Here is a 24,332-nt window from a genome sequence, read left to right as displayed (position 1 = left end):
CGCCTGCGGCCGGGGCGGCGATAGCGGCGCGCTTACTCCGAGTCGGGGATTGGCGCTCCCTGCACTTTGGGCGCCGGTTCGGCCCGCATGGCGTCTGCGGGCAAGAGCTTCAGGAAGGTGCGCGCGACCTCGGGAGCGCGGCAGGCGAGCCAGTCGTCCCACTGTTCACGCGGCACGATCACCACTGACCGCTTTTCCTCGCCCGGCTTGTGGAAGCGCTGCATCACCGGGTGCTGGGCCGAGTTGATGGTCAGCATGGTGAAGGACAGCGACTGGTCCGGCCAGCTGCGCCACAGGCCCGCAATGCCGAAGGCCGGCTCGCCGGGGAGCCAGACGCGCCAGCGCACCGGCTTGCCGGGCGGGCCGCCGGGCGCTGCATCTTCGGGATACGCAAACTCATAGAACGCCGTGGCCGGCACCAGGCACAGCTGGCCCTGGCGCCAGTAGCGCGCAAAGGCGGGGCGTTCGCCCACGGTCTCGCTGCGGGCATTGGTGGTGTCAAAGCGCCGTGCGCCGGGGGGGATGCGCGGGCGCGGCACCATGCCGAACGAGGCCAGTGCGCCACTGCGCGTGCCATCGTCCGCGGCGCGCACGATCGGCGCCGCGTAGTCCGGATAGGTTTCAGCCTTGTACAGCCCCGGCGGCGGTTCCACGCCGAAGATTTCGCGCAGGATCCGGCTCTGGACCGGGGCGTAGTTGGTGCACATGCGCTGTCTCCTGGCGGTGATGCCCGTATCGTCGGCGCCGGGCGGTGCCGCGTCAAGGGTGCCAGGAGGTGCGTCAGGGCTCACGGCAGGGATGGCAAAAACCGTCAGCCGCGCTGGCGGAATCGGTTATTGCCTGCTCCCGTGGCGCTCGCGCACACTCTTGCGGCAGCCGTTGCGCGCCGGCACCCCGCGCGCAGCGGCCACCTACCAAAAGGCACCAGCCGGAATACAGGAGACACCATGCGCGACTACGCCCAAGCCTTCGACGGATTTTCCTATGACGACGCCGTGGCACGGCAACTGCACGGCAGCCTGGAGGCAATGAACGCGTGCGTCGAATGCTGCGACCGCCACGCGCTGCCGGGCCGTATCGCGCTGTTCTGGGAAGGGCGCGACGGCAATTCGCGCAGCTGGACCTTTACCGAGCTGCAGGCACTGTCCGCGCAGTTTGCCGGCTTCCTGAAGGCGCAGGGCGTGCAGCCGGGCGACCGCGTGGCGGGCCTGCTGCCGCGCAATGCGGAACTGCTGGTGACGATTCTCGGCACCTGGCGCGCTGGCGCGGTGTACCAGCCGCTGTTCACGGCCTTCGGCCCCAAGGCCATCGAGCACCGGCTCAATGCGTCCGGCGCGAAGGTTGTGGTCACCGATGGCGCCAACCGCCCCAAGCTGGATGAAGTGGATGGCTGTCCCGCCATCGTCACCGTGGCCGGCGACAAGGGCCGCGGCCTGGTGCGCGGCGACTTCAGCTTCTGGGCCGAACTGGAACACCAGCCGGCGTCGTTCGAGCCGGTGCCGCGCCGGGGCGACGACCCCTTCCTGATGATGTTCACCTCCGGCACCACCGGCCCGGCCAAGCCGCTGCTGGTGCCGCTCAAGGCCATTGCCGCGTTTGCCGGTTATATGCGCGACGCGGTCGACCTGCGCGCGGAAGATGCTTTCTGGAACCTGGCCGATCCGGGCTGGGCCTACGGCCTGTATTACGCGGTCACGGGCCCGCTGGCACTGGGCCATCCCACCACCTTCTACGATGGCCCGTTCACCGTGGAGAGCACATGCCGTGTGATCCGCAAGTACGGCATCACCAACCTGGCCGGCTCGCCCACGGCATACCGGCTGCTGATCGCCGCGGGCGAGGCCGTGTCAGGCCCGCTGCGCGGGCGGCTGCGCGCGGTCAGCAGCGCGGGCGAGCCGCTCAACCCGGAAGTGATCCGCTGGTTCGCCAGCGAGCTGGGCGTGACCATCCACGACCACTACGGCCAGACCGAGTTGGGCATGGTGCTGTGCAACCACCATGCGCTCGCGCATCCGGTGCGCATGGGCGCGGCCGGCTTTGCCAGCCCCGGGCATCGCGTGGTGGTGGTGGACGATGAGCAGCGCGAACTGCCGCCGGGCCAGCCGGGCACGCTGGCGCTGGACCTGAAGCGCTCGCCGATGTGCTGGTTCGGCGGCTATCACGGCACGCCCACCAGCGGGTTTGCCGGCAGCTACTACCTGACCGGCGATTCCGCCGAGCTGAATGACGACGGCAGCATCAGCTTCATCGGCCGGGCCGACGACGTCATCACCACCTCTGGCTACCGCGTGGGCCCGTTCGACGTGGAAAGCGCGCTGATCGAACACCCGGCCGTGGTCGAGGCCGCGGTGATCGGCAAGCCCGATCCGGAGCGCACCGAGCTGATCAAGGCCTTTGTCGTGCTGGACCCGCAATATCGCGCCGCGCCGGAACTGGCCGAGGCGCTGCGCCAGCACGTGCGCAAGCGCCTGGCCGCCCATGCCTACCCGCGCGAGATCGAGTTCGTCGCCGAACTGCCCAAGACCCCCAGCGGCAAGGTCCAGCGCTTTATCCTGCGCAACCAGGAAGTGGCGCGCGCGCGCGAGGCGGCCGCTGCCTGAGGCCTGAGCCGTTCCCGGACCGCCTTCCTATAATGAGGAAGCGGTTGCCGGGCCCCGGGGGTGAAGGAGCCTGCGGTGCCGCGCCAGGCGCGCCTGCAGGCAGGGGCGCGCGTCTTCCATCTCCAGACCAATCGGGCGAGGCGAACAAAATGCAGAGTAGCGAAGCGGTGCTGACGCAGGCGCGCGCAGCCTTGGCGCATGTGCCTTATCAGGGTCATGTCCTCCATCCCACCATCCAGTTGCGGCTTTCCGACGGCGCGCTGATCCTGGAAGGCGAGGTGGCCGATATCGTCGACAAGACCAGGGCCGCGGCGACGGTACGGCGCGTGGACGGTGTAACCAGCGTGATTGATCACCTGCGCGTGGCCAATGGCGGCATGCAGGTAGGCGACGGCGAACTGCGCGACGCGGTGTGCGAGCGCCTGCTCAATGCCATCGATTTCCGCAATTGCAAGATCTGCGCGCGCGTCAAGGGCAAGCCCGAGGCCATGCGCGAAGCCGTGGGCGAACGCAGCGGCTGGATTGAAGTGGAAGTGCACGACGGCGTGGTCACGCTGTGGGGGCAGGTGATCAGCCTGTCGCACATGCGCCTGGCAGGGGTGCTGGCCTGGTGGTCGCGCGGTTGCCGCTGCGTGGTCAATGAACTGGTGGTAGCGCCCGCCGAAGCCGACCGCGACGATGAAATCACCGAGGCACTGATGCTGGTGCTGGAGACCGATCCCTTCATCGATGCCGGCCAGGTCAGCGCGCGCACCGAGAACCGCGTGGTGACGCTGGAAGGCTGCGTCGCCAGCGAGGACACGCGGCGCCAGGCCGAGCGCGACGCATGGTACGTGCAGGGCGTTGAGAACGTGGTCAACCACATCGCCTTGCGCACCTGAGCGCTGCCCTGGGCGCGGTCACTCCCCGGTGCCGCGCCGTACCGCGACATCTTCCATGCGCCAGTAGCGCCGCCGCGCCCGCAGCGCAAAGCGGGCGCGATAGTCTGACATCGACATGCCGGTGGTGCGCTGGAACAGCCGCCGGAACGCGGCGGCGTCGCTGTAGCCGCAGGCTTCCGCAATGCCCTGCGTGCCGTGCAGCGTGACTTCCAGCAGCATGCGCGCGCGCTCCACGCGCAGGGTGTGCAGGTAGTCCAGCGGGCTCAGCCCCGTAACCTGGCGGAAATGCCGCAGCAGCGTGCGTTCGCTGACCGCGGCCGCCTGGGCCACCGCGGCCAGCTTGTAGGGCTCGGACACATGGTCCTGCAGCCATTGGATGGCGCGATACACCGGGCTGTCGGCGGTGCGGCTGAGCCAGCGTTGCGACACCAGTGCCGGCACGCTGCGCTGGCGCTCGGGCTGGAACAGCATCAGCCGCGACGCCGCCTGTGCCAGGTCCGGGTCGTGCAGGTGGCCCAGCACGCGCAGCATGAATTCCACCTGCAGCGCCGGCGCCACGCACGAGAACACACGCTGGTGCACGCTCATGGCCTGGTCGCTGCCCAGGTCGCAATGCGGATACTGGCGCATCATCCAGCTCTGGAACATCCAGGGCGCGCCGGTCCTGGCGCCGTCGAGTAGCCCCAGCTGCAGCGGCAAGACCATCCCCGACGAACACGCGGCGATCCAGCCGCCGGCCTGCGCATGGCGCTCAACCAGGCGCAGCGCCGCCGCATCGCGCTGCACGATCTCGCCCAGCTGCAGCGCGTTGCTGGCCAGCAGGGCGGGGATCACCAGCAGCGTGCGGCTGTCCGCGGCGCGGGTGCGCCGGGTGGAGGCCACCAGCCCCGGCAGGTCTGCCGCCAGCGTGCGCCCGTTGCTGCCGCACAGTTGCCAGCTCAGCGTGGGCGCGGCGTCGGGCCGCTGCAGGCTGGCGACGCCGGCCACGGTGCGGAGCACGTCGAGCGCGGTGAACAGGCTGCCCGGCATGGCTTGCGGCAACCATAGCAGGCGGACATGCAGCGGGATGTTCTGTGAAGGCGGCGTGATTGCGGCTGGCATGCCAGGGGGCGTGGTCGGGTGCATGAGCGAAGCGTGGGGGGCAGGATGCCGTGGCGGGATCGGCATCCGGATTGGCGATATTGATCCTCCCCTAAGGTTCTGGCAAGGGCTAGCATCGTGCAGTTGTGCCGCGGCGCTGCCTGTGCGCCGAGGCATGGCACCAACAAGACCAATCCGAGGAGATTCCATGCCGTTTTCCGTCCGCCACGTTGCCGTTGCCGCCGCCCTGACGCTTGCCGGGGCCAGCACCCTGGCCAGTGCCGCCCAGCCCGATGCCGCGCTGCTGTCCGCCGCGCAGGCGGCCCAGCCCGCGCTGGTGCAGTCGCTCAAGGAGATGGTGTCGATCGAATCCGGCAGCGCCAACGCGAAGGGGCTGGCGCAGATGGCCGGCTATACCGAGAAGCGCCTGCAGGCGCTGGGCGCGAAGGTGGAACGCATGCCCGTCACCAAGGGTCCGGGCACCATGGTCAAGGCCACCTTCACCGGTACCGGCAAGCGCCGCATCATGCTGATCGCCCACATGGACACGGTGTACCCGGACAACACCCTGGCCACGCAGCCCATCCGCGAGGAAGGCAACCGGCTCTACGGGCCGGGCATTGCCGACGACAAGGGCGGCATCGCCGTGATCCTCCATTCGCTGGAGATCCTGAAGAACCAGGGCTGGCGCGACTACGCGCAGATCACGGTGCTGTTCAACCCGGACGAGGAGGTCGGCTCGGTCGGCTCCGGCGAAGCCATTGCCGCGCTGGCCGCGCAGCACGACGTGGTGCTGTCGTGCGAGCCCACCGCGGCCAAGGACGTGGTCAAGGCCGAGTCGCTGCTGCTGGGCGCCTCCGGCACCGCCACTGCCACCATGCAGGTCAAGGGCCGCGCATCCCACGCCGGCGCCGCGCCGGAGCGCGGCCGCAATGCGCTGATCGAACTTGCCCACCAGTTGCAGCAGACGCGCGACACCGCCAGCCAGGTGCCGGGCTCGCAGCTGAACTGGACCCAGGCCCAGGCCGGCACGGTGCGCAACCAGATCCCGGAAAGCGCCGTCGCCTACGGCGATGTGCGCACCACCGCGGCCGGCGCCGCGGAGAAGCTGAAGGTGGCGCTGCAGGACAAGGTCAAGTCCAGCCAGCTGGTGCCGGAGACGCAGACCACGGTGACGATGGAAGAGGGCCGCCCGCCGTTCGTGGCCGACGCGCGCGGCCGCGCGCTGGCCAAGCGCGCGCAGGAGATCTACGCCGAGCTGGACGGCCGCACGCTGGCCCTGGCCGAAGGCACTGGCGGCGCCACTGACGCCAGCTATGCCGCGCGCTCGGGCAAGCCCGCGGTGGTGGAAAGCTTCGGGCTGGCCGGCTTCGGCTATCACGCCCGCGACGAGTACATCGAACTGGACTCGATCGTGCCGCGCCTGTACCTGATGACCCGCATCCTGCAGGATATCGGGCGCAACTGAGCCGGCGCGCCAGGCCTGCGTTGCCGGCGCCTGGTTGCCCCTCCCGGCAAGCTGCTACAGTGTCATGGCTGCCCGCATGCGGCGGCCATGACAAAAGAGACCTTGCAGGGGGAGACAGAGATGAACCGCAAAGGCTTGCTGGACGCGGCCACGGCACTGGAAGACCTGGCCGCCGGCCGCACCCCCGCACCCGCGCAGGTGGCCGCGGGCGCCGCCGCGCTGGAAAAAATCCACGCCGATTACCCGGCCTGGCGCGACGTGGGCGATGCCTTGTTTGGCCTGAAGGCGCTGGCCGGCGGCAGCGGCATGGCGCTGGACACCAAGGGGCGCCAGCGCGCCGGCCGGCTGGCCGATGTGGTGCGCAGCCTGCTCGACCAGATCTGAGGGGCCGTGCTCCCGGGAACCCGTTCTACAGCATCGACTCGATCGGCAGGATCGACAGGAACCAGATGCCAAGCCGGCGCCACCAGCTGGTGTTCGGCTCGGTGTCGTGGCGGATGACTTCGTCGTCGCGCCGTTCCAGCCAGTACAGCTTGCCGGTTTCATCGAGCTTGACCTGGTAGGCCGCGCGCGGCACCACGCTGGCGAAGGTGGATTCGATCCGGCCAGCCAGATCCGGGCTGTCGATGACGAAGCCCAGTTCGGTGTTGATCGTGGCCGAGCGCGGGTCGAAATTGAACGAGCCCACGAAGACCCGGGTGCCGTCGACGGCAAAGGTCTTGGCATGCAGGCTGGAGCCCGAGCTGCCAAAGGGGCCGGCGCGCTCTTCCTTCTTGCCGGGCGCGGCCGAGCGGCGCAGCTCATACAGGTCCACGCCGGCTTCCAGCAGCGCCTTGCGCCGCTTGGCATAGCCCGAATGCACGGCGGCCACGTCGGTGGCTTCCAGCGCATTGGTCAGCACGCGCACCGCCACGCCGCGCCTGGCCATGTCGGCGAAATAGGACGTGCCGCCCGTCGATGGCACAAAGTAGGGCGAGACCAGGTCAAGCTCGCGCTGCGGGTCGCCCAGGATTTCACGCAGCTGGTGCGCCACCAGGGTGTTGCGCGATGCCTCGCCGAGCGCCTTGGCCGGGTTGTCGCTGACCATGCGCGTTTTCGCCCACTGGAACCGCAGCGTGCCGTCCAGCATCCGCTGCACGTCAGGCAGGTCGCGCACCGCGGCCAGGTAGGCTGCGGCAGCGGGGGTCTGCTCGACTGCACGGGCCTTGCTGGCCAGCGCCTGCAGCCGTTCGACACTGACCGGCGGCACCAGCCGGTCCACCGGATAGGCCGACGCACTCGACCAGTAGCGGTCGAAATCGTGCGCCACGTCGCCGGCCGCGGGCCCGATGGCGATCACGTCGAGGTCGGCAAACAGCACGCCATCGGTGGCGCCGAAGTATTCGTCGCCGACATTGCGCCCGCCGATGATGGTGGCGACGCCGTCGGCGGTGAAGGACTTGTTGTGCATGCGCCGGTTCAGGCGCCGGAAATCAGTCAGGAAATTGAGCGCCTTGGGGTGGCGGATCACGAACGGGTTGAAGAGCCGCACCTCGACCTGCGGATGCGCGTCCATGGCCGCCAGCCATTCGTCCATGCCGGCGATGCCGTTGTCGTCAAGCAGCAGGCGCACGCGCACGCCGCGGTCGGCGGCTTCATGCAACGTTTCCAGCAGCAGGGTGCCGGTCAGGTCGTCGCGCCAGATGTAGTACTGGACGTCGAGCGTGCGCTGCGCGGTGCGCGCCAGATGCACGCGCGCGGCAAAGGCGGCGTAGGCATTGTCGAGCGGATGGATGCCGCTCAGGCCCGGATGGCCCGCCACTTCGCCGGCCACCGCCTGGCCCAGCGGCGTGGCCTGGGATTCGGCGGGCGTCAGCGCAAAGGATTCGGTGCGGTGATCCAGCGGCGGCAAGGCGCAGCCGCCGAGCAGGGCGGCGCAGCACAGCAGCAGCGAATTGGCGCGCAGGCGGCGGTGGGGGGCGAACGCGGCGTCTGTCGGCGATGGCATGGCGGGTCCTGTCGGACCCCTCGCGGGGGCCGATCGTTACGGCAATGCCGCCATGTTGCCATGCCGCGCGGGCCGCGGGCTTAATTACGCACCGGGAGCGGGAAGTGTTGGCGCGCCACGGGGCTCCGGCGCATCGCCCAGGCCAGGGACGATATACAGACGGGCGTGCTCTCCTTACGCCTTGAGGCGGCGGTCTGATGGCGCGGGCAGGAACTGGTCAGTCCAGATGTCCGCCACCGTCAGCGGCGCCTTGATGCCGAAGGCGCCGACGGTTTCATCCAGCGTTGCCTGCAGCCGTGCCGGCGTGGCCGCGCCCCAGCCGTCGCGCCGGGTGTCGGGCGTCTTCATGGTGCCGTCGACAATCAGGCGCAGGCGCTCAGTCTCCAGCGCCTGGTCGGCCAGCGGCTCGCGCGCCTTGACCGCGGCACCGCCCGCGGCGGGATCGGCAATGGCGTCGAGCCAGCCGCGGGTCGAGGCCTTGACGAAGGCCTTCATCACCTCCGGATCGGATGTCATGCTCTTGCGGTTGGCTACCAGCCCGTTGCCGTAGGACTTCATGCCGTAGTCCGAGAAGCGGAACACGGTGATCTTCTCTGGCCCCATGCCGCGCGCCTTCAGGTTCACCAGGCCGGTGAAGAAGAAGTAGGCGGCGGCATCGAAGTCGCCCTTGACGAAGCGCGTGTCACCGATATCGGGCGTGACGCTCTCCCACTTCACGCCGCCGGGGTCGAAGCCCTGCGCCCTGGCGAAGACCGGGAACAGCTTGCGCGAGGCATTGAACGGCTGGCCCAGGATGGACTTGCCGGCCAGGTCCGCTGGCCTGACGATGCCGCTGCCCTTGCGCACCAGGATCGCGTTCGGATTGAGGTCGTACTGGATGGCTACCGCCTTGAGCGCGGCGGACGGATTGGTGGTGTTGAATTCGATCATCGCCGCCAGGTCGGCCGAGGCGCAGTCATAGGCGCCGCCCGCGACCAGGCTGATGGCCGAAGCCGAGCCGTTGCCGGTATCGATGGTGACGTCCAGCCCGGCGTCCTTGTAGTAGCCGCGCTGGTGCGCCAGCAGGAACCCCGCGCCCGAGGCTTCCACCTTCCAGCCGAGATTGAACTTGAACTTCTGCAGCGAGCCCGCCGCGCGGACATGGGGCACCGCGAACGGGGCGGCGGCAAGCAGGGCGGTGGCGCCAGTGGCGCGCAGGAAGGAACGGCGACGCATGTCTTTCTCCGGAACGAATGTCACTGGACGATGCGTGCGCGGGCGGGTGGCGCGAGTGCGGAAGGCGAGCGTGGCCTCCCGGGACGCCGGCACCATGCCGCGCCGGCATGCGGCCAGGGCATGCGCGGGGACCGTGCACATCATCGGGAGCAATTTCCGGGCGGCGTGCCGCTGAACGCTTCTACTCCGCTGCGGTTTCAGCAGGATCCGTGCCGGGCGCTGCGCGGCGCCATGCACCAAGCCGTTGCCCCGAATGCGCCATCACGGCGCAAGCCCCGGCGCAATCGCTGCGATCCCGGTGCAAAACCCCTGGCCCGGAACCTGCATGACCTCGGGCAAGAGTAGAAGCGTTCACCATCCGCGCGGGGCGTCGCAGACGCGCGCCGGATGGCCGGGAATTGCTCTTGAAGTCCGTGCCCCGCGCCATCGCGCAGGCTGGCACAGGCGACCTCAGGAGCGCGTTGTCCCGGCGTGCGTTGCCATGGGTGGTCTGCCTGTGCCGGCGAGGGGCCAATCCCTGATCCGCTTTGCACAAGGAACACCATGAGCCAACCAGACACCGCCTACGCCCTGGCCGAACTCCATCGCGAATCGCGCATGGGCGCGTTCGGTTCGGAAACCCGCCGGCGCGAGATCCGCCGCATCGACCTGTCTGACTACGCGCGGCGCAAGCCGCAAATCGCTGACGAACTGTGGCAGGCATCGGTAGACGTCGGCTTCTTCCAGATCGCCAACCACGGCATCGACCTGGCCAGCGTGCGCGAAGCCTTTGCCATGACCGAGCGCTTCTTCGCGCTGCCTGACGCCGTCAAGGCGCAATACCCGCTGCAGAAGGCCAACAACGCCGGCTGGGAAAGCCGCGCGCAGGTGCGCCCCTCGACCGGCACCCCGGACCAGAAGGAGTCCTACCAGATCACGCGCCCGCACATGGCCGGGCTGTGGCCCGGCGATGACGAACTGGAAGGCTTCCGCGCCACCATGCTTGCCTTCGAGGCGCAATGCTGGGAGGTGGGCATGAAGGTGCTGTCATGCTTCGCCGGCAAGCTCGGCTTTGCCAGCGACTTCTTCACGCAGGCGCACGATCCGCGGGCGCCGGACTACCAGAGCACGCTGCGGCTGCTGCACTACTACGCGATCCCGCCCGAACTGCGCGACAAGCTGGAGCTCTGGCGCGCCGGTGCGCATACGGATTTCGATTGCCTGACGCTGCTGTTCCAGCGCCCCGGCCAGGGCGGGCTGCAGGTCTGCCCCGGCAAGGAGATGGAGGCGCAGGCATGGACCCCGATCGAGCCGGACGAGGAAGTCATCACCTGCAATATCGGCGACATGCTGATGCGCTGGAGCGACGACCGGCTGCCGTCGAACTTCCATCGCGTGCGCAATCCCGCGCCGGATGACTACATGGGCCCGCGCTACAGCATGGCGTTCTTCTGCCAGGCCAACCGCGGTGCGATGATCGAAGGGCCGGGCGGCAAGTATCCGCCGATCAGCGCGGGGGATTACCTGCGGCAGCGGGTGAATGCGAATTTCAAGGGGTATTGAGGCGCGGAAGAATTTCCATGCCGACGGTTTGCTCCCCTCTCCCGCTTGCGGGAGAGGGAGAACCCCGGCGGGTTCGCAGGAGTTCTTGGTTCGCTATTCCTACCTTACGAAGCCGCCACCACCCCGCAAGCGATCCGCCCGCCCGCATTACCGGTCGGCTGCGTCTTGTAGTCGTCCGGGTCCTTGTGTACCACCACCGCGCGGCCGATCACCCCGTTGGCGCCCGTGCCAACGGTCAGGTCCGGCAGCAGCATGCTGACGCGAACGTTGCCGCTGGCGTCCGCGGTGACGTTGTTCATGTCGCCGGCATGGTGGTCGGGCATGGTCATCTGGCCGTGGGGCTTGCCGGTCGGGTTGAAGTGGCCGCCCGCGCTCATCGCATCAGGCGCGGAGCAGTCGCCCTTCTCATGGACGTGGAAGCCGTGCACGGAGTTGGGCGGCAGGCCGGTGATCGCCGCGGTCATCATCACGCCGCCGGGCTGCTGCTGGAAGGTCACGGTGCCGGCGGTATTGGCGCCGCTCTTGGGCTGGAGCGTGGCCGTCGCCTTGGCGCTGCTGCCGGTGCTGGTGCTGGCGGCGGACGCGCTGGCCGCAGACGAGGAGGTCTTGCCGGAGCCGGCGCAGCCGGCCAGTGCAATGGTCGCGGCAATGCAGGCCGCCAGGGGGGTAAGCACTTGTTTCATCGGACTCCTCTTCTTGTCATGATTTCGGAAGAAACAGTATAGGCTGGCCGGCGCCAGGCCGATTTCCGGTTTTGTCCTACATACCGCACTAACTGCGGATACTAGCCAATCACGCCATTAGGCCGCGACCGCCAGCCGCTGCTGTGCCGCACCAAAGTGCGGGTGGCGCGAGAACAGGTCCGCCGCCCAGTTGACGAACACCCGCACCTTGGCCGACAGGTGCCGGTTCTGCGGATACATCGCCGAGATCGGCAGTTCTTCGGTCTGCCAGTCGGTCATGACCTCCACCAGCCGGCCGCTGGCCACATAGGGCTCGGCCATGGCGCGCGAGACCCGTGCCACGCCGTGGCCTTCCAGCGCGCAGCCCATGTAGACATCGGCATCGTTGGTGGAGATGGCCGACGGCAGCAGCACCTCGCTGCGCTCCATGCCGCGTGCCATGGGCCATGGCATCTCACGGCCGGTGCGGTTGGAAAGGAAATTGACCGCCTTGTGCTGGGCCAGTTCGGCCAGGTCGTGGGGGATGCCGAAGCGGTTCAGGTAGATCGGCGAGGCGTAGAACGCCAGTTGCACATGGCCGATGCGGCGAGCCACCATGGATTCCTCGACCGGCGTGCCCACGCGCAGCACCACGTCCACGCCTTCCTGCAGCAGGTCGATCGGCTTGCCGTTGATGGTCAGGTCCAGCTTCAGGTCCGGGTAGGCCTGGAAGAATTCGTGCAGGTGGGGCACCAGCACCAGCTGCGCCAGCCCCGCGGTGGTGTCCACCGACAGCGTGCCGCGCGGCGAGTTGTTCTGCCGCGTCAGTGACTGCTCCGCTTCCTCGACATCGGCCAGGATGCGCACGCACCGTTCGTAATAGGCCGCGCCGTCGTTGGTCACGCTGATGCGGCGCGTGGTCCGGTGCAGCAGCTTGACGCCCAGGTGGGTTTCCAGGTTCTGGATCAGGCGGGTCAGCGTGGCCTTGGGCAAGTCCATCGATTCCGCGGCGCGCGCAAAGCTGCCGACGTCAACGACCCGGGTGAATGCCTGCATTGATACGAGACGGTCCATGATGAGGTTCCGACGATAGATCCGAACGGCGTGCCGCGCGCGCTCGTGACGCACGTGGCCATGCTGGTTGTTGTTGTGGGGAGTCTGCCGGCTGGCTGGTACAGGGACTGCGCGCTGGCTGGGCGCGGGTTCCGGCATGGATTTCTGATCGGGCGCGCACCGGCCTGGCAGACCGCCGCGCGTGCCGAGAGCCGCAGTGAATCACAAAATCCAAGACCTTGTCATGCGTGGGGATATGCGGTTTCAGTGGCATGGCGGGGCGGTTTGCGATTATTCCAATCCCGGAACAGTGCATTGGCGATCTCTCGCTTTATCCCATCCTCGTCAATCACCATAATCCGTTGCATCGCAACACTCAAGCGCATTGTTTCCGTCGTGCGCCAACGCCATGTCCGAGAAGCCAGGCCAACGCCCTGATGCAGCCAGCGCCGCCTCTGCCCCCACGGCAGCCGGGCAGGGGCAGGTGCGCGTGGCCGAGCATACGGTGACCAGTGACGGGCGCGAGATCCTGGTTCGGGTGTGCTACCCGGCGGGCTATCCGGCGCCGGGCGCCGAGGGCGCCGCGCTGCTGCCCTGGCTGGTGTACCTGCATGCCGGCGGCTTCGTCGAAGGCGGCCTGGAACACGCATGCCATCTGGTGCAGGACCTGGCCACCACGGTGCCGGCGGTGGTGGTAACGCCGGCGTATTCGCTGGCGCCGGACCATCCGTTCCCGGCGGCGCCGGAGGACGCGCACAGCACGGTGCAGTGGGTGCTGCGCAATGCCCGGCGGCTGAAGCTGGACAAGGCCCGCTTTGCGCTGGTGGGCGAGGAGGCCGGGGGCAACCTGGCGATCGCGCTGGCGCAGATGCTGCGCGACCGCGGCACCGCGCAGCCGCGCGGGCAATGGCTGATCCGCCCGGTGACGGACCCGTGCCTGCAGCATGCTTCGTGCGCGGGGTTCGACGGCGGGCAGGTGCCGATGGACACCCTGCGGCGCCTGGCCGACAACTATCGCGACTACCTGCCGACGCCGGCGGATACGGTGCATCCGTATGCCGCCCCGGCGCTGGCCTCGCGCCTGGCCGGGCTGCCGCCCACGCTGGTCCAGGTGGCTGAATACGACGCGCTGCGTGCCGAAGGCGAAGCCTTCGCCGGGCGCTTGAGCAAGGCCGGCGTGCCGGCCCAGGCCATGATCATGCCCGGCGCCTGCGGCGACGGCGTGGAAGAGGCCCATGACAGCTGTCAGGCATGGGTCGACGAAGGTGCGCGGTTCCTGCGGCGATGTCTGGCCGCGGCCGACGATACCTCATCCCTGACTGAACGCCGCGCTGACGCCAACGCCAGCCGGCCTGGAGCCAAGCCCGCCGGCTGAGCCGCTCCAGACAACCGCCAGCCGGCTCTGTTTCGGCCAGAGCCAGGACCGCAGCAACACGCAAGCGGTCCTAAGTCCGACCATCAGTTTGGCCATGGTTCCGGTCCGCCCACGCGGACCGGCAGGCGGCGTTCGGCCATTTGCTTTTCCGGTTGAAGAAAACCCGATCCAGGAGTTTGAGAAATGCAGCAGCAGAAACGACGTACTTTGATTGCCCTCGCCATCGTCGTGGTGCTGGGCGCCGGCGTGGCCGGCTCGATCTTGCGCCCGTGGCATGGCGGCGAAGCCCATGCCAACACCCCGCCGCCCGCGCCGGCGATTGAAGTGGCCGCCGTGGTCGGCCAGACCATCACCGAGTGGGATGAGTTCTCCGGACGGGTCGAGGCCGTGGAGCGCGTCGAGATCCGCCCGCGCGTCGGCGGCACCATTGACGCTGTGCACTTCCGCGAGGGCGCGCTGGTGAAGAAGGGCGACCCGCTCTTCACCATCGACCCGCGTCCTTATGCCGCGGAAGTCGCCCGTGCCGACGCCGCGCTGGGCGCGGCGCAGGTGCGCGCCGCCCATGCGCAGAGCGAACAGACGCGCGCGCAGCGGCTGCTGGATGACAACGCCATCTCGAAGCGCGAGTTCGACGAGCGCATCAACGCGGCCCGCGAAACCAGCGCCAACGTGCGTGCTGCCCAGGCGCAGCTGGAAACCGCACGCCTGAACCTGGCCTACACCCGCATCACCGCGCCGGTCGCCGGGCGCGTGTCGCGCGCCGAGATCACCGTCGGCAACCTGGTGGCTGCGGGCACGGCCTCGCCGGCCCTGACCACGGTGGTGTCGGTGTCGCCGATCTATGCCAGCTTCGAGATCGACGAGCAGAGCTACCTGCGCTACACCGCGCCGGGTGCCGGCGGTGGCCAGCCCAACCTGCCGGTCTACCTGGGCCTGGCCAACGAGGACGGCAATCCGCATGAGGGCAAGATCCAGTCGGTCGACAACCGCCTGGACCCGCGCAGCGGCACCATCCGCGTGCGCGCGGTGTTCCAGAACGAAGACGGGCGCCTGCTGCCGGGCCTGTACGCCAAGGTCAAGCTGGGCGGCGGCGCGCCGCATGCGGCGGTGCTGGTCAATGACCGCGCCATCGGCACCGACCAGGGCAAGAAGTTCGTGCTGGTGCTGGACAAGACCAACAAGCTGGTCTACCGCGAAGTGGAACTGGGGCCCAACCATGACGGCCTGCGCGTGGTGCGCAAGGGCCTGAAGCCGGGCGAGACCATCGTCGTCAACGGCCTGCAGCGCGTGCGGCCGGGCGATACGGTCCAGCCCAAGCCGGTGGCCATGGCCTTCCGCAGCGAACTGGAACCGCGCGGCAACGCGCCTGATCGCAAGCAGGCTGCGAGCGAGAAAGGCGAAGCCGACGTGAAGCCGGTGAGCTGAGTCATGCGAGCCGATGGTTTGCTCCCCTCTCCCGCTGAGGGGAGAGGGAGCCGGCCTGAGCGATGTTTGATTCCGTCGCTTATGGCAACCACGTGAACCCGCACACCCAGCGCCCCTAGTTTTTTTCGCTCCCAAAGCAGCAGATGGTGCCCGCCATGGCGGACCGCCAGGGGAGCGTTTTTGCAGAGACCAAGATGAATCTCTCTAAATTCTTTATCGACCGCCCCATCTTCGCGGGGGTGCTGTCGGTGCTGATCTTCCTGATTGGCGCCATATCGATGTTCAAGTTACCGATCTCGGAGTACCCGGAAGTGGTGCCGCCGTCGGTGGTGGTGCGCGCGCAGTTTCCGGGCGCCAACCCCAAGGTGATTGCCGAGACCGTGGCTTCGCCGCTGGAAGAGCAGATCAACGGCGTCGAGGACATGCTGTACATGTCTTCGCAGTCCAACAGCGACGGCCTGCTCACGCTGACCGTGACCTTCAAGCTGGGCACCGACCCGGACAAGGCCCAGCAGCTGGTGCAGAACCGCGTCTCGCAGGCCGAGCCGCGCCTGCCGGAAGACGTGCGCCGGCTGGGTATCACCACGGTCAAGAGCTCGCCGGACCTGACCATGGTGGTCCACCTGGTCTCGCCCAACGACCGCTATGACATGACCTACCTGCGCAACTACGCGGTGATCAACGTCAAGGACCGGCTGGCGCGCCTGCAGGGCGTGGGCCAGGTGCAGCTGTTCGGCTCGGGCGATTACGCCATGCGCGTGTGGCTGAACCCCGAGAAGATGGCCGAGCGCCAGCTTGCCACCAGCGACGTGGTCAAGGCCATCCGCGAGCAGAACGTGCAGGTGGCGGCCGGCGTGATCGGCCAGTCGCCGGCGCTGCCGGGCGCGGACCTGCAGCTGTCGGTCAATGCGCAGGGCCGCCTGAGCACGGTGGAGGAGTTCGGCGACATCGTCGTGCGCACTTCCGCAGACGGTGCCGTCACGTACCTGAAGGACGTTGCCCGCATCGAGCTGGGCGCGTCTGAGTACGCACTGCGCTCGCTGCTGGACAACAAGCCGGCGGTGGCCATCCCCATCTTCCAGGCGCCGGGCTCCAACGCCATCCAGATCTCGGATGACGTGCGCAAGACCATGGAAGAGCTCAAGCAGAACTTCCCGGACGGCATCGACTACAGCATCGTCTATGACCCCACGCAGTTCGTGCGCCACTCGATCGAGGCGGTGACGCATACGCTGTTCGAGGCCATCGCGCTGGTGGTGCTGGTGGTGATCCTGTTCCTGCAGACCTGGCGCGCGTCGATCATCCCGCTGCTGGCGGTGCCGGTGTCGATCGTCGGTACCTTCGGGCTGATGCATGCGTTCGGCTTCTCGATCAACGCGCTGTCGCTGTTCGGGCTGGTGCTGGCCATCGGTATCGTGGTCGATGATGCGATCGTGGTGGTGGAAAACGTCGAGCGCAATATCGAAGAGGGGCTGACGCCGAAGGAGGCCACCTACAAGGCCATGCGCGAAGTCAGCGGCCCCATCATCGCGATCGCGCTGACGCTGATCGCCGTGTTCGTGCCGCTGGCCTTCATGACGGGCCTGACCGGCCAGTTCTACAAGCAGTTCGCGCTGACCATCTCGATCTCGACCATCATCTCGGCGTTCAACTCGCTGACGCTGTCGCCGGCGCTGTCGGCACTTCTGCTCAAGAGCCATGACGCGCCCAAGGACTGGCTGTCGCGCTGGATGGATCGCGTGTTCGGCGGTTTCTTCAAGCGCTTCAACCACTTCTTCGGCCGCAGCGCTGAAAGCTATGGCCGTGGCGTGAAGGGCGTGATCCGCCGCAAGGGCTCGGTATTCGGGGTCTACGCGGTGATGCTGGCGCTGACCTGGGGCGTGTTCCAGCTGGTGCCCAAGGGCTTTGTGCCGGCGCAGGACAAGCAGTACCTGGTTGGCTTTGCCAAGCTGCCGGACGGCGCCACGCTGGACCGCACCGAGGACGTGATCCGCAAGATGAGCGATATCGCGCTCAAGCATCCGGGCGTGGAATCGGCGGTGGCCTTCCCGGGCCTGTCGATCAACGGCTTCACCAACAGCCCGAGCGCCGGCATCGTCTTCGCCACGCTCAAGCCGTTCGAGGAGCGCAAGACCAAGGAGTTGTCCGGCGCGGCGATCGCGGCTGACCTGAACCAGAAGTACGCGGCCGTCCAGGATGCCTTTATCGCGGTGTTCCCGCCGCCGCCCGTGCAGGGCCTGGGCACCATCGGCGGCTTCAAGCTGATGATCGAGGACCGTGCGGCGCTGGGCTATGACGCGCTGTTCGAGGCCACCAACGCGTTTGCCAACAAGGCGCGCGCCACGCCAGAGTTGACCGGCATCTTCAGCAACTACCAGGTCAACGTGCCGCAGCTCGACGTCAAGCTGGACCGCGTCAAGGCCAAGCAGCTGGGCGTGCCGGTGACCGAGGTGTTCGACACGCTGCAGACCTACCTGGGCTCGGCCTATGTCAACGACTTCAACAAGTTCGGCCGGACCTACCAGGTCAAGGTGCAGGCAGACGCGCCGTTCCGCGCCCATGCCGAGGACATCCTGCAGCTGAAGACGCGCAACGCCGCCGGCGACATGGTGCCGCTGTCGTCGCTGGTGCAGGTCAAGCAGGGCTTTGGTCCGGACAGCGTGGTGCGCTACAACGGCTTTACCGCCGCCGACATGAACGGCGGGCCCGCGCCCGGGTTCTCGTCGGGCCAGGCCCAGGCCGCGGCCGAGCGCATTGCCGCCGAGACCCTGCCCAAGGGCATGAAGTTTGAATGGACCGAGCTGACCTACCAGGACATCCTGGCCGGCAATGCGGGCGTGTGGATCTTCCCGCTGTGCGTGCTGCTGGTGTTCCTGGTGCTGGCTGCCCAGTATGAAAGCCTGACGCTGCCGCTGGCGGTGATCCTGATCGTGCCGATGAGCCTGCTGGCGGCGATGACCGGGGTGTGGCTGACGCAGGGCGACAACAACATCTTCACGCAGATCGGCTTCATCGTGCTGGTGGGCTTGTCAGCGAAGAACGCGATCCTGATCGTGGAGTTTGCGCGCGAGCTGGAGCATCACGGCCGCACCGTGGTGCAGGCCGCGATCGAAGCCAGCCGCCTGCGCCTGCGCCCGATCCTGATGACCTCGTTCGCTTTCATCATGGGCGTGGTGCCGCTGGTGATCTCCACCGGCGCCGGCTCCGAGATGCGCCATGCCATGGGCGTGGCGGTGTTCGCGGGCATGCTCGGCGTGACCTTCTTCGGGCTGTTCCTGACGCCGGTGTTCTATGTGGCGCTGCGCCTGCTGGCCACGCGCGGCCAGCGCCGCACGGCCACGCAAGAGCAGGGCGCGCAACTGGCTGCATCGGCTGAATAATGGTGATCAACATGAATGCCCCTGCATTTTCGACAACAAATTGGCTGCCTAAGCTGGCGACCCTGGCTGCAGCGCTGATCCTTGCGGGTTGCTCGCTGGCCCCGACCTACAAGGTGCCCGAAACGGCCACCGTGCCGGCCTTCAAGGAGGCCGAGGCCGCCCAGGCCGAAGGCGCGCAATGGAAGACCGCGACGCCGGCCGAAGGCCAGCATCGCGGCGACTGGTGGAAGATCTTCGGCGATGCCGAACTGGACCGCCTGATCGACGCGGCTGGCAGCTCCAACCAGGATCTGGCGATTGCCGCTGCCCGCCTGAAGCAGGCACGGGCCTTCACGGGTGCCACTGAGGCGGACCTGTACCCGCAGCTGAGCGTGGGACTGGACCCGACACGCGCACAGCCGTCGGCGGCCTCGCAAGGCTTGCCTGACGGCACGCGGGTGCCGCCGCAGACGGTGCTGAAGGCGCGCGCCTTCGCCAGCTATGAGCTCGACCTGTTCGGCCGCGTCGCGTCCAGCGTCAACGCCGCCCGCGCTGAAGGCGAGGCCGCGGAGGACCTGTACCGCTCGGTGCAGCTGGCGCTGCAGGCCGACGTGGCGCAGGCGTACTTCGCGCTGCGCACGCTTGACAGCGAGCGCGACCTGCTCAACGCCACCATCAGGCTGCGCGAGGATGCGCTGTCGCTGCTGAAGAAGCGCTATGACGCCGGCGAGACCACCGACCTGGATCCCGCCCGTGCCGAAGCTGAACTCGGCACCGCGCGCGCGGACCTGGCCGGCATCGAGCGCCGCCGCGCCAACCAGGAGCATGCGCTGGCGGTGCTGACCGGCGTGCCGCCGGCGGCATTCTCGCTGCCGGCGCGCCCGTTCGACGCCGCGCCGATCGCGATTCCCGCCGGGCTGCCGTCCGAACTGCTGGAGCGCCGCCCCGACATCGCCGCGGCCGAACGCCAGATGGCCGCGGCCAACGCGCGCATCGGCGTGGCCAAGGCGGCGTTCTTCCCGCGCATCACGCTGACCGGCCTGTTCGGCTTTGAATCGGCGGACCTGTCGAACCTGTTCAAGTGGTCGTCGCGCACCTGGGCGCTGGGGCCGCTGATCGGCTCCACCATCGCACAGACCGTGTTCGATGGCGGCCGCAACAGCGCCAACCTCGCCGGTGCCCGTGCCGCGCACGAGGAATCCGTGGCCGGCTACCGGCAGACCGTGCTGGTGGCGTTCCGCGAGGTGGAAGACAGCCTGGCCGACGTGCGCTGGCTCAGCCAGCAGGCCGGCGCGCTGGACGGCGCACTTGGCGGCGCCCGGCGCGCGGCGCGGATCTCGCGCAGCCGCTATGACGCCGGCGCGGTCGATTACCTGACGGTGATCGATGCCGACCGCACCGTGCTGCAGTCGCAGCGCGAGGCCAACCAGGTGGCCGGCCTGCGCGCTGCGGCAACGGTGTCGCTGATCCGCCGGCTGGGCGGCGGCTGGGGCCCGTTGCCGGAGACGGTGGCGGCCGTGCCGGCGCCGGCGGCCGAGGGCGCGCCGGCATCCCAGGCCCGCTAAGCAGCGCGGGACTGGCGCGATGCTTCCCAGTCACTACACTGGAAGCATCGCGCCATGCGTACAGGATGCACGGGGGCGCCCCGGATGCATCCTGTCCCGCCGCCATGCTTGTTCGACACAGGAAACCGTTCTGGGGACTGATCTTCGCCGCGATCACCGTGGGCATGCTGCTGGCGCCGCTGCCATGGTCCGACCGCACCGCCATCCATGACGAGGTGGTGATTGCGCGCCCGCCAGCGCAGGTGTTCGACTACGTGTCCACGCCGCTGCACTGGCCCAAGTGGCATCCGGCCTCGCTCGGCGTGGCGGGAGCGACCGACCATCCGCTGGGGCAGGGCGAGCGCGTGACCGAGACCTTCATGGTGGCGCAGCGCGGTGGCGCGGTGGTCTGGACTGTCATCGAAAGCCAGCGGCCGCGCACATGGTCGATCGAAGGCGTGGCCGAAGGGCGCAGGGTCGGCACCATCACCTACCGGCTTACGCCCGCCATGACGCCGTCGCTGACCCCGTCGGCCGAACGCACGCGCATTGAGCGGGAATTCCGCTACCGGTCGCCTACGCTGCTCTTCGCCCTGATCAACCGGCTGACGCTGCGCGAGCGCGTCCAGGCCGAGTCCACCGAAGCCGTGCGCCGGCTCAAGGCGCTGCTGGAGACGCAGCCGCCGCCATAGCGCGCGGCGACGCCTTGCGTGGGACACCGATCCGGCCTAAGTTGGAGCCATCCCTCAGTGCGTCCAGCGAGGCCAGTATGCCGTTCCAGCTGCAATCGACCGCATTCGCCCCGGGTGGCGAGATTCCCGCAGAGCACACCTGCGAAGGCGCCGATATTTCCCCGCCGCTTGCCTGGACCGGCCTGCCGCCCGGCACGGCCAGCCTGGCGCTGATCGTCGACGACCCCGACGCACCCGACCCCGCCGCGCCGAAAATGACCTGGGTCCACTGGCTTCTCTATAACCTGCCGTCCCATGCCGAGGCGCTGCCGGCGGACATCGGCAAGGCCGGGCTGCCCGCGGGCACTCGCAACGGGCTGAACGACTGGCACCGCGCCGGTTATGGCGGCCCGTGCCCGCCGATCGGCCGGCACCGCTACTTCTTCAAGCTGTATGCGCTGGACGTGGCGTTGCCGGACCTGGGGATGCCTGACAAGGAGGCGCTGGAGCGGGCGATGCGGGGCCATATCCTGGCCAGCGCAGAGTTGATCGGCACTTACCAGAAGCTGCAGCGCTAGGCGCGGTGCGGCCGGAGGCTACGTCATGTCGCACCGAATGCTCCGCCTCGATCTCCGTGGGCCGTGGTGGCGACTGGCGGCGGCCGGGGCGCTGGCACTGCTGGCCGTGGCGGGCCCGGTGCGCGCCCAGCCACATGAATCCGGCCCGATCACCATCGGCGGTTCGGCGCAGGTGCAGGGGCCGCTGACGGTGCACGGCAAGCTGGTTGTCGCCGGCCACGTCTATGCCAGCGGCCCACTCACCGCCGCGTATTTCACCGGGCCAGCCACCGCGCGGGGGCTGCCGTACGGCGGCGGCTATCTCAAGGTATTCAACGGCCCGGTGACGGTGCATGGCGACATGGTGGTCAGGGGCGACCTGAGCGTGGCCGGCCCGCTGACCGTGGACGGCCCCATTGCCGCCAGCGGCGGCATCGATGCCGACGGGCCCATGCGCGAGCGCGAATACGGGCGCTGACAGCGCGCACCGGGCGCAATGCCGGCATTGCCTGCCGGTGTTGCACAATACCGGCTTTGCAATTCTTGCATCGACCGGGGACACCGCATGGCAAAGCAGGGCGCACTGGGCCTGAAGGGCATCGCATTGTTCGAGGCAGGCAAGGGCTTGATCGTGATCGTTGCCGGCCTGGGCCTGGCCGCACTGCTGCACCGCGACGCCCAGGCGCTCGCGGAAGCCATCATCCAGCGCCTGCATGTCAATCCGGCCAGCCGCTATCCCACCATCTTCCTGTCCTTGCTTGCGCATCCCGACAACGCCCGCCTGTGGGCCATCGGCGGCTCTGCCACGGTCTATGCGCTGATGCGCTTTGCCGAAGCGTACGGGCTCTGGCGCGGGCTTGCATGGGGCAACTGGATCGGGGTGTGGTCCGGCGGCATCTACATTCCGCTGGAACTGTACGAGGCCCTGGTCCACCCCAGCTGGCTACATGGCACGCTGGCGGCAGCCAACCTGCTGGTGGTGCTTTACCTGGCGCGGGGGCTGCTGGCGAAGTCGACCACCAGGGGGTCGTGATCCGATGAACGGTAGGGGCCGGGCGCGTAGTGGCCCGACACCGCAGGCGCACCCGGCGCCGGGGCGTAGGAGAAGGCCGGAGGCTCGTCGGCATTGATATGCCAGGCATGCACGGCCAGGATATGCCGGGCCGCGGCGGCATCGGCAAGCACATGATCGAGATAGCCGGCCTGGCCGTTGTAGACGTAGCTGTACGCCGGCTTCCCGGCGAATTCCGCAACCATGTCGGCATAGCCGCGGCGCGCCAGCACGCGCATGGGGTCTTCCATGGCATAGCTGTTCAGGTCGCCAATCACCAGCACGCCCGCGCCGGATACGCCCGTCGGCGTCGCGCCCAGCCATTCGGCCAGCGCCTGGGCAGCCTGCGCGCGCGCGGGATTCCAGCAACCCTGGCCATCGCCCTGGTCGGCCTGCGCGCCGGTGGCCTCGGTGCAGGTCTTGGATTTGAAATGATTGACCACGACCGTGACCGGCGTGCCGCCAGCCGCCGCGCGGAAGGTGCCGGCCAGCGGCTGGCGGCTGCGCTCGCCCAGCCAGGTGGTGGCCGCGCGCCCGGCCGGCACGGCGGTGCGGGCGTGGTACAGCAGGCCGACCGCGATGGCATCGCTGCCAAGCGCCGGCGTGCCGGGATCGAGCACGCGCCAGTCCGGCCCCAGCCGGCTGGCCAGCTGGCGGATCGCGCTGTACTGGCCGTAGCCGTCGTTTTCTACCTCCATCACGCCGATCACGTCCGCATCCAGCCCCCGCAGCGCGGCGAGCAGCCTGGCTTCCTGGCGTGCCAGCGCCTCGGTGTCCTGCGCGCCGCGGTTGCCGGGAGCATCGAAACCACCGCCCTGGCCGTCACCGTTGAAGTAGTTCTGCAGGTTGAAGGCGGCCACGCGCAGCGTGGTGGCCGGATGCCGTGGCGGGGCGCCGCGGCGCGGGTTGGTGGCATGGAATACCGGCGCGCTCGCTCCGGGCACCGGTCGCAGGCGCCACTGCCCGTGGCGTTTTTCCAGCACCCCCTGCACGCCGCTGACCGTGTCTCCGGCACGCACCGGGTGGTCGGCGGCCAGGCGCGGTGGCGGGTAGGGCACCACGGCGGGATACTGCCGCGTCGAGCCATCGTCAAGCAACAGCCGGTTGCGGGCGTTGGCGGCGGCGGCTTGCCGCGCGGCCGTTCCCGGCAGGGCCTGTTGCGTCGGCGCGATGGGCCGGCCGTCGCTTAGCGCCAGAGTGCCATAGCGACCAAGCTCATGGGTATCGGCAACCGTCAGCGTCTGGGGCAGGCGCACCAGCATGCCTTCACGCGCGGCAAGATCGGATTCGCCCGCGACCGGCAAGGTCAGCGTCTGCGGCGTCACCGCCATGCTGCGTGCGCACACCGCCAGCGCGCCGGACAGCACCAGCTGCGTCTGCCCGAATTTCTCTTCGACCCTTCCGGACACGCGCACCATGTCGCCGGCGCGTGCCGTGGTGCGTGGCGCATAGACGAACAGACCTTCCGACACGCCGGGCCGGTGCAGGCGTTGCGCGTCCGCGGCCTGCAGGAAGAAGCCGCGCAGGCCGCCATCACCGCTGAAGTCCGCGGTGACGACGGCCTCTACCTCCACCACGCTGCCCGCGAGCGGCGACGCCGCCGCGGCACCCTGGATCTCGGCGATCGGCGTCGCCGGCGTGCCGCATGGTTGCGATGCAGCATGCGCGCCCGCCAGGCAGGTCAAGGCTAGGGCGGGCAAGACGGCCCGGGCGAGGTGGCGCTTGCGCAGGGACGATCGCATGGCGTTATCGGCAGGTAGTGGCAGGGTGGACGATGCTAACCGCCGCATGTAACGGAATGCTTGCAGCAGGCATGTGGCCCCGCGATCGTGCTAAGGTAGCAGACACCCGCCGGTGCCCCG

Annotated in this window: 20 protein-coding genes; 13 read left to right on the top strand and 7 right to left on the bottom strand. The window is 68.7% G+C overall.

The features are described 5' to 3' along the window. Positions 1-32: 32 nt before the first annotated feature. Positions 33-707: an SOS response-associated peptidase gene (locus AC3WLE_RS02460; protein WP_492318559.1), complete on the bottom strand. Its 675-nt coding sequence runs from the start codon at positions 705-707 to the stop codon at positions 33-35. A gap of 240 nt (positions 708-947) precedes the next feature. On the opposite strand from AC3WLE_RS02460, the gene AC3WLE_RS02455 reads away from it, so the two are divergent. Both AC3WLE_RS02455 and AC3WLE_RS02450 read left to right on the top strand, forming a co-directional pair. After that, on the top strand, positions 948-2,600 hold the full coding sequence (locus tag AC3WLE_RS02455) for an AMP-binding protein (protein ID WP_492356235.1): 1,653 nt from the start codon (positions 948-950) through the stop codon (positions 2,598-2,600). Positions 2,601-2,749: 149 nt separating this feature from the next. Then, positions 2,750-3,481: a BON domain-containing protein gene (locus AC3WLE_RS02450; RefSeq protein WP_035822196.1), complete on the top strand. Its 732-nt coding sequence runs from the start codon at positions 2,750-2,752 to the stop codon at positions 3,479-3,481. A gap of 18 nt (positions 3,482-3,499) precedes the next feature. On the opposite strand, the gene AC3WLE_RS02445 is transcribed toward AC3WLE_RS02450, so the two are convergent. Further along, on the bottom strand, positions 3,500-4,582 hold the full coding sequence (locus AC3WLE_RS02445) for a GlxA family transcriptional regulator (RefSeq protein ID WP_492352115.1): 1,083 nt from the start codon (positions 4,580-4,582) through the stop codon (positions 3,500-3,502). A gap of 187 nt (positions 4,583-4,769) precedes the next feature. Here AC3WLE_RS02445 and AC3WLE_RS02440 point away from each other — a divergent pair, with 187 nt between their 5' ends. Continuing rightward, on the top strand, positions 4,770-6,029 hold the full coding sequence (locus AC3WLE_RS02440; protein WP_492356236.1) for a M20/M25/M40 family metallo-hydrolase: 1,260 nt from the start codon (positions 4,770-4,772) through the stop codon (positions 6,027-6,029). A 120-nt stretch (positions 6,030-6,149) separates the two neighbouring features. Further along, the gene (locus tag AC3WLE_RS02435) at positions 6,150-6,413 is read left to right on the top strand and encodes a hypothetical protein (RefSeq protein ID WP_010812450.1); all 264 of its coding nucleotides are present in this window, start codon (positions 6,150-6,152) and stop codon (positions 6,411-6,413) included. A gap of 25 nt (positions 6,414-6,438) precedes the next feature. Here AC3WLE_RS02435 and AC3WLE_RS02430 read toward each other — a convergent pair whose 3' ends face one another. Both AC3WLE_RS02430 and AC3WLE_RS02425 read right to left on the bottom strand, forming a co-directional pair. Further along, entirely contained in the window at positions 6,439-8,016 is a 1,578-nt protein-coding gene (locus AC3WLE_RS02430) for a phospholipase D family protein (protein ID WP_492356237.1), read from the bottom strand. A 174-nt stretch (positions 8,017-8,190) separates the two neighbouring features. Further along, entirely contained in the window at positions 8,191-9,231 is a 1,041-nt protein-coding gene (locus AC3WLE_RS02425; RefSeq protein WP_439669935.1) for an ABC transporter substrate-binding protein, read from the bottom strand. A 543-nt stretch (positions 9,232-9,774) separates the two neighbouring features. On the opposite strand from AC3WLE_RS02425, the gene AC3WLE_RS02420 reads away from it, so the two are divergent. Then, complete coding sequence (locus tag AC3WLE_RS02420) at positions 9,775-10,773, top strand: isopenicillin N synthase family dioxygenase (RefSeq protein WP_492356238.1); 999 nt, start codon at positions 9,775-9,777, stop codon at positions 10,771-10,773. Between the two features lie 104 nt (positions 10,774-10,877). Here AC3WLE_RS02420 and AC3WLE_RS02415 read toward each other — a convergent pair whose 3' ends face one another. Continuing rightward, positions 10,878-11,456, bottom strand: coding sequence for a superoxide dismutase family protein (locus AC3WLE_RS02415; protein ID WP_492318553.1), 579 nt, complete (start codon positions 11,454-11,456; stop codon positions 10,878-10,880). 117 nt (positions 11,457-11,573) lie between these two features. Further along, a complete protein-coding gene (locus AC3WLE_RS02410; RefSeq protein ID WP_492318552.1) occupies positions 11,574-12,509 on the bottom strand; it encodes a LysR family transcriptional regulator in 936 nt (311 codons plus the stop codon). Positions 12,510-12,897: 388 nt separating this feature from the next. Here AC3WLE_RS02410 and AC3WLE_RS02405 point away from each other — a divergent pair, with 388 nt between their 5' ends. The 8 genes from AC3WLE_RS02405 (at position 12,898) to AC3WLE_RS02370 (ending at position 22,452) form a co-directional block, all read left to right on the top strand. Beyond that, positions 12,898-13,863: an alpha/beta hydrolase gene (locus tag AC3WLE_RS02405; protein ID WP_492318551.1), complete on the top strand. Its 966-nt coding sequence runs from the start codon at positions 12,898-12,900 to the stop codon at positions 13,861-13,863. A gap of 183 nt (positions 13,864-14,046) precedes the next feature. Then, complete coding sequence (locus AC3WLE_RS02400; RefSeq protein ID WP_492318550.1) at positions 14,047-15,288, top strand: efflux RND transporter periplasmic adaptor subunit; 1,242 nt, start codon at positions 14,047-14,049, stop codon at positions 15,286-15,288. A 194-nt stretch (positions 15,289-15,482) separates the two neighbouring features. Further along, complete coding sequence (locus AC3WLE_RS02395; protein WP_492352110.1) at positions 15,483-18,668, top strand: efflux RND transporter permease subunit; 3,186 nt, start codon at positions 15,483-15,485, stop codon at positions 18,666-18,668. Positions 18,669-18,679: 11 nt separating this feature from the next. Next, positions 18,680-20,212, top strand: coding sequence for an efflux transporter outer membrane subunit (locus tag AC3WLE_RS02390; protein WP_492318548.1), 1,533 nt, complete (start codon positions 18,680-18,682; stop codon positions 20,210-20,212). A gap of 104 nt (positions 20,213-20,316) precedes the next feature. Beyond that, complete coding sequence (locus tag AC3WLE_RS02385) at positions 20,317-20,883, top strand: SRPBCC family protein (protein ID WP_492318547.1); 567 nt, start codon at positions 20,317-20,319, stop codon at positions 20,881-20,883. Positions 20,884-20,960: 77 nt separating this feature from the next. After that, positions 20,961-21,440, top strand: coding sequence for a YbhB/YbcL family Raf kinase inhibitor-like protein (locus AC3WLE_RS02380; RefSeq protein ID WP_492318546.1), 480 nt, complete (start codon positions 20,961-20,963; stop codon positions 21,438-21,440). 25 nt (positions 21,441-21,465) lie between these two features. Beyond that, positions 21,466-21,897, top strand: coding sequence for a hypothetical protein (locus AC3WLE_RS02375; RefSeq protein WP_492340449.1), 432 nt, complete (start codon positions 21,466-21,468; stop codon positions 21,895-21,897). Between the two features lie 87 nt (positions 21,898-21,984). Continuing rightward, positions 21,985-22,452 (top strand): DUF2127 domain-containing protein, encoded by a 468-nt coding sequence (locus tag AC3WLE_RS02370; protein WP_492318544.1) that lies wholly within the window; start codon positions 21,985-21,987, stop codon positions 22,450-22,452. On the opposite strand, the gene AC3WLE_RS02365 is transcribed toward AC3WLE_RS02370, so the two are convergent. Beyond that, on the bottom strand, positions 22,404-24,212 hold the full coding sequence (locus AC3WLE_RS02365; protein ID WP_492356239.1) for an ExeM/NucH family extracellular endonuclease: 1,809 nt from the start codon (positions 24,210-24,212) through the stop codon (positions 22,404-22,406). The genes AC3WLE_RS02370 and AC3WLE_RS02365 overlap by 49 nt on opposite strands. Positions 24,213-24,332: the final 120 nt, after the last annotated feature.

It is taken from the genome of Cupriavidus sp. FW306-1B-F12B (assembly GCF_058781795.1).
The sequence above is the reverse complement of the archived record's forward strand: the minus strand, read 5'-3'. Positions and strand labels throughout refer to the sequence as shown.

Coding starts and splice junctions, on each gene's coding strand:
- AC3WLE_RS02435 (WP_010812450.1), top strand. CDS start 6,150: ATGAACCGCAAAGGCTTGCTGGACGCGGCCACGGCACTGGAAGACCTG.
- AC3WLE_RS02425 (WP_439669935.1), bottom strand. CDS start 9,231: ATGCGTCGCCGTTCCTTCCTGCGCGCCACTGGCGCCACCGCCCTGCTT.
- AC3WLE_RS02445 (WP_492352115.1), bottom strand. CDS start 4,582: ATGCCAGCCGCAATCACGCCGCCTTCACAGAACATCCCGCTGCATGTC.
- AC3WLE_RS02390 (WP_492318548.1), top strand. CDS start 18,680: ATGAATGCCCCTGCATTTTCGACAACAAATTGGCTGCCTAAGCTGGCG.
- AC3WLE_RS02460 (WP_492318559.1), bottom strand. CDS start 707: ATGTGCACCAACTACGCCCCGGTCCAGAGCCGGATCCTGCGCGAAATC.
- AC3WLE_RS02410 (WP_492318552.1), bottom strand. CDS start 12,509: ATGGACCGTCTCGTATCAATGCAGGCATTCACCCGGGTCGTTGACGTC.
- AC3WLE_RS02440 (WP_492356236.1), top strand. CDS start 4,770: ATGCCGTTTTCCGTCCGCCACGTTGCCGTTGCCGCCGCCCTGACGCTT.
- AC3WLE_RS02400 (WP_492318550.1), top strand. CDS start 14,047: ATGCAGCAGCAGAAACGACGTACTTTGATTGCCCTCGCCATCGTCGTG.
- AC3WLE_RS02450 (WP_035822196.1), top strand. CDS start 2,750: ATGCAGAGTAGCGAAGCGGTGCTGACGCAGGCGCGCGCAGCCTTGGCG.
- AC3WLE_RS02380 (WP_492318546.1), top strand. CDS start 20,961: ATGCCGTTCCAGCTGCAATCGACCGCATTCGCCCCGGGTGGCGAGATT.
- AC3WLE_RS02365 (WP_492356239.1), bottom strand. CDS start 24,212: ATGCGATCGTCCCTGCGCAAGCGCCACCTCGCCCGGGCCGTCTTGCCC.
- AC3WLE_RS02370 (WP_492318544.1), top strand. CDS start 21,985: ATGGCAAAGCAGGGCGCACTGGGCCTGAAGGGCATCGCATTGTTCGAG.
- AC3WLE_RS02420 (WP_492356238.1), top strand. CDS start 9,775: ATGAGCCAACCAGACACCGCCTACGCCCTGGCCGAACTCCATCGCGAA.
- AC3WLE_RS02455 (WP_492356235.1), top strand. CDS start 948: ATGCGCGACTACGCCCAAGCCTTCGACGGATTTTCCTATGACGACGCC.
- AC3WLE_RS02395 (WP_492352110.1), top strand. CDS start 15,483: ATGAATCTCTCTAAATTCTTTATCGACCGCCCCATCTTCGCGGGGGTG.
- AC3WLE_RS02405 (WP_492318551.1), top strand. CDS start 12,898: ATGTCCGAGAAGCCAGGCCAACGCCCTGATGCAGCCAGCGCCGCCTCT.
- AC3WLE_RS02415 (WP_492318553.1), bottom strand. CDS start 11,456: ATGAAACAAGTGCTTACCCCCCTGGCGGCCTGCATTGCCGCGACCATT.
- AC3WLE_RS02375 (WP_492340449.1), top strand. CDS start 21,466: ATGTCGCACCGAATGCTCCGCCTCGATCTCCGTGGGCCGTGGTGGCGA.
- AC3WLE_RS02430 (WP_492356237.1), bottom strand. CDS start 8,016: ATGCCATCGCCGACAGACGCCGCGTTCGCCCCCCACCGCCGCCTGCGC.
- AC3WLE_RS02385 (WP_492318547.1), top strand. CDS start 20,317: ATGCTTGTTCGACACAGGAAACCGTTCTGGGGACTGATCTTCGCCGCG.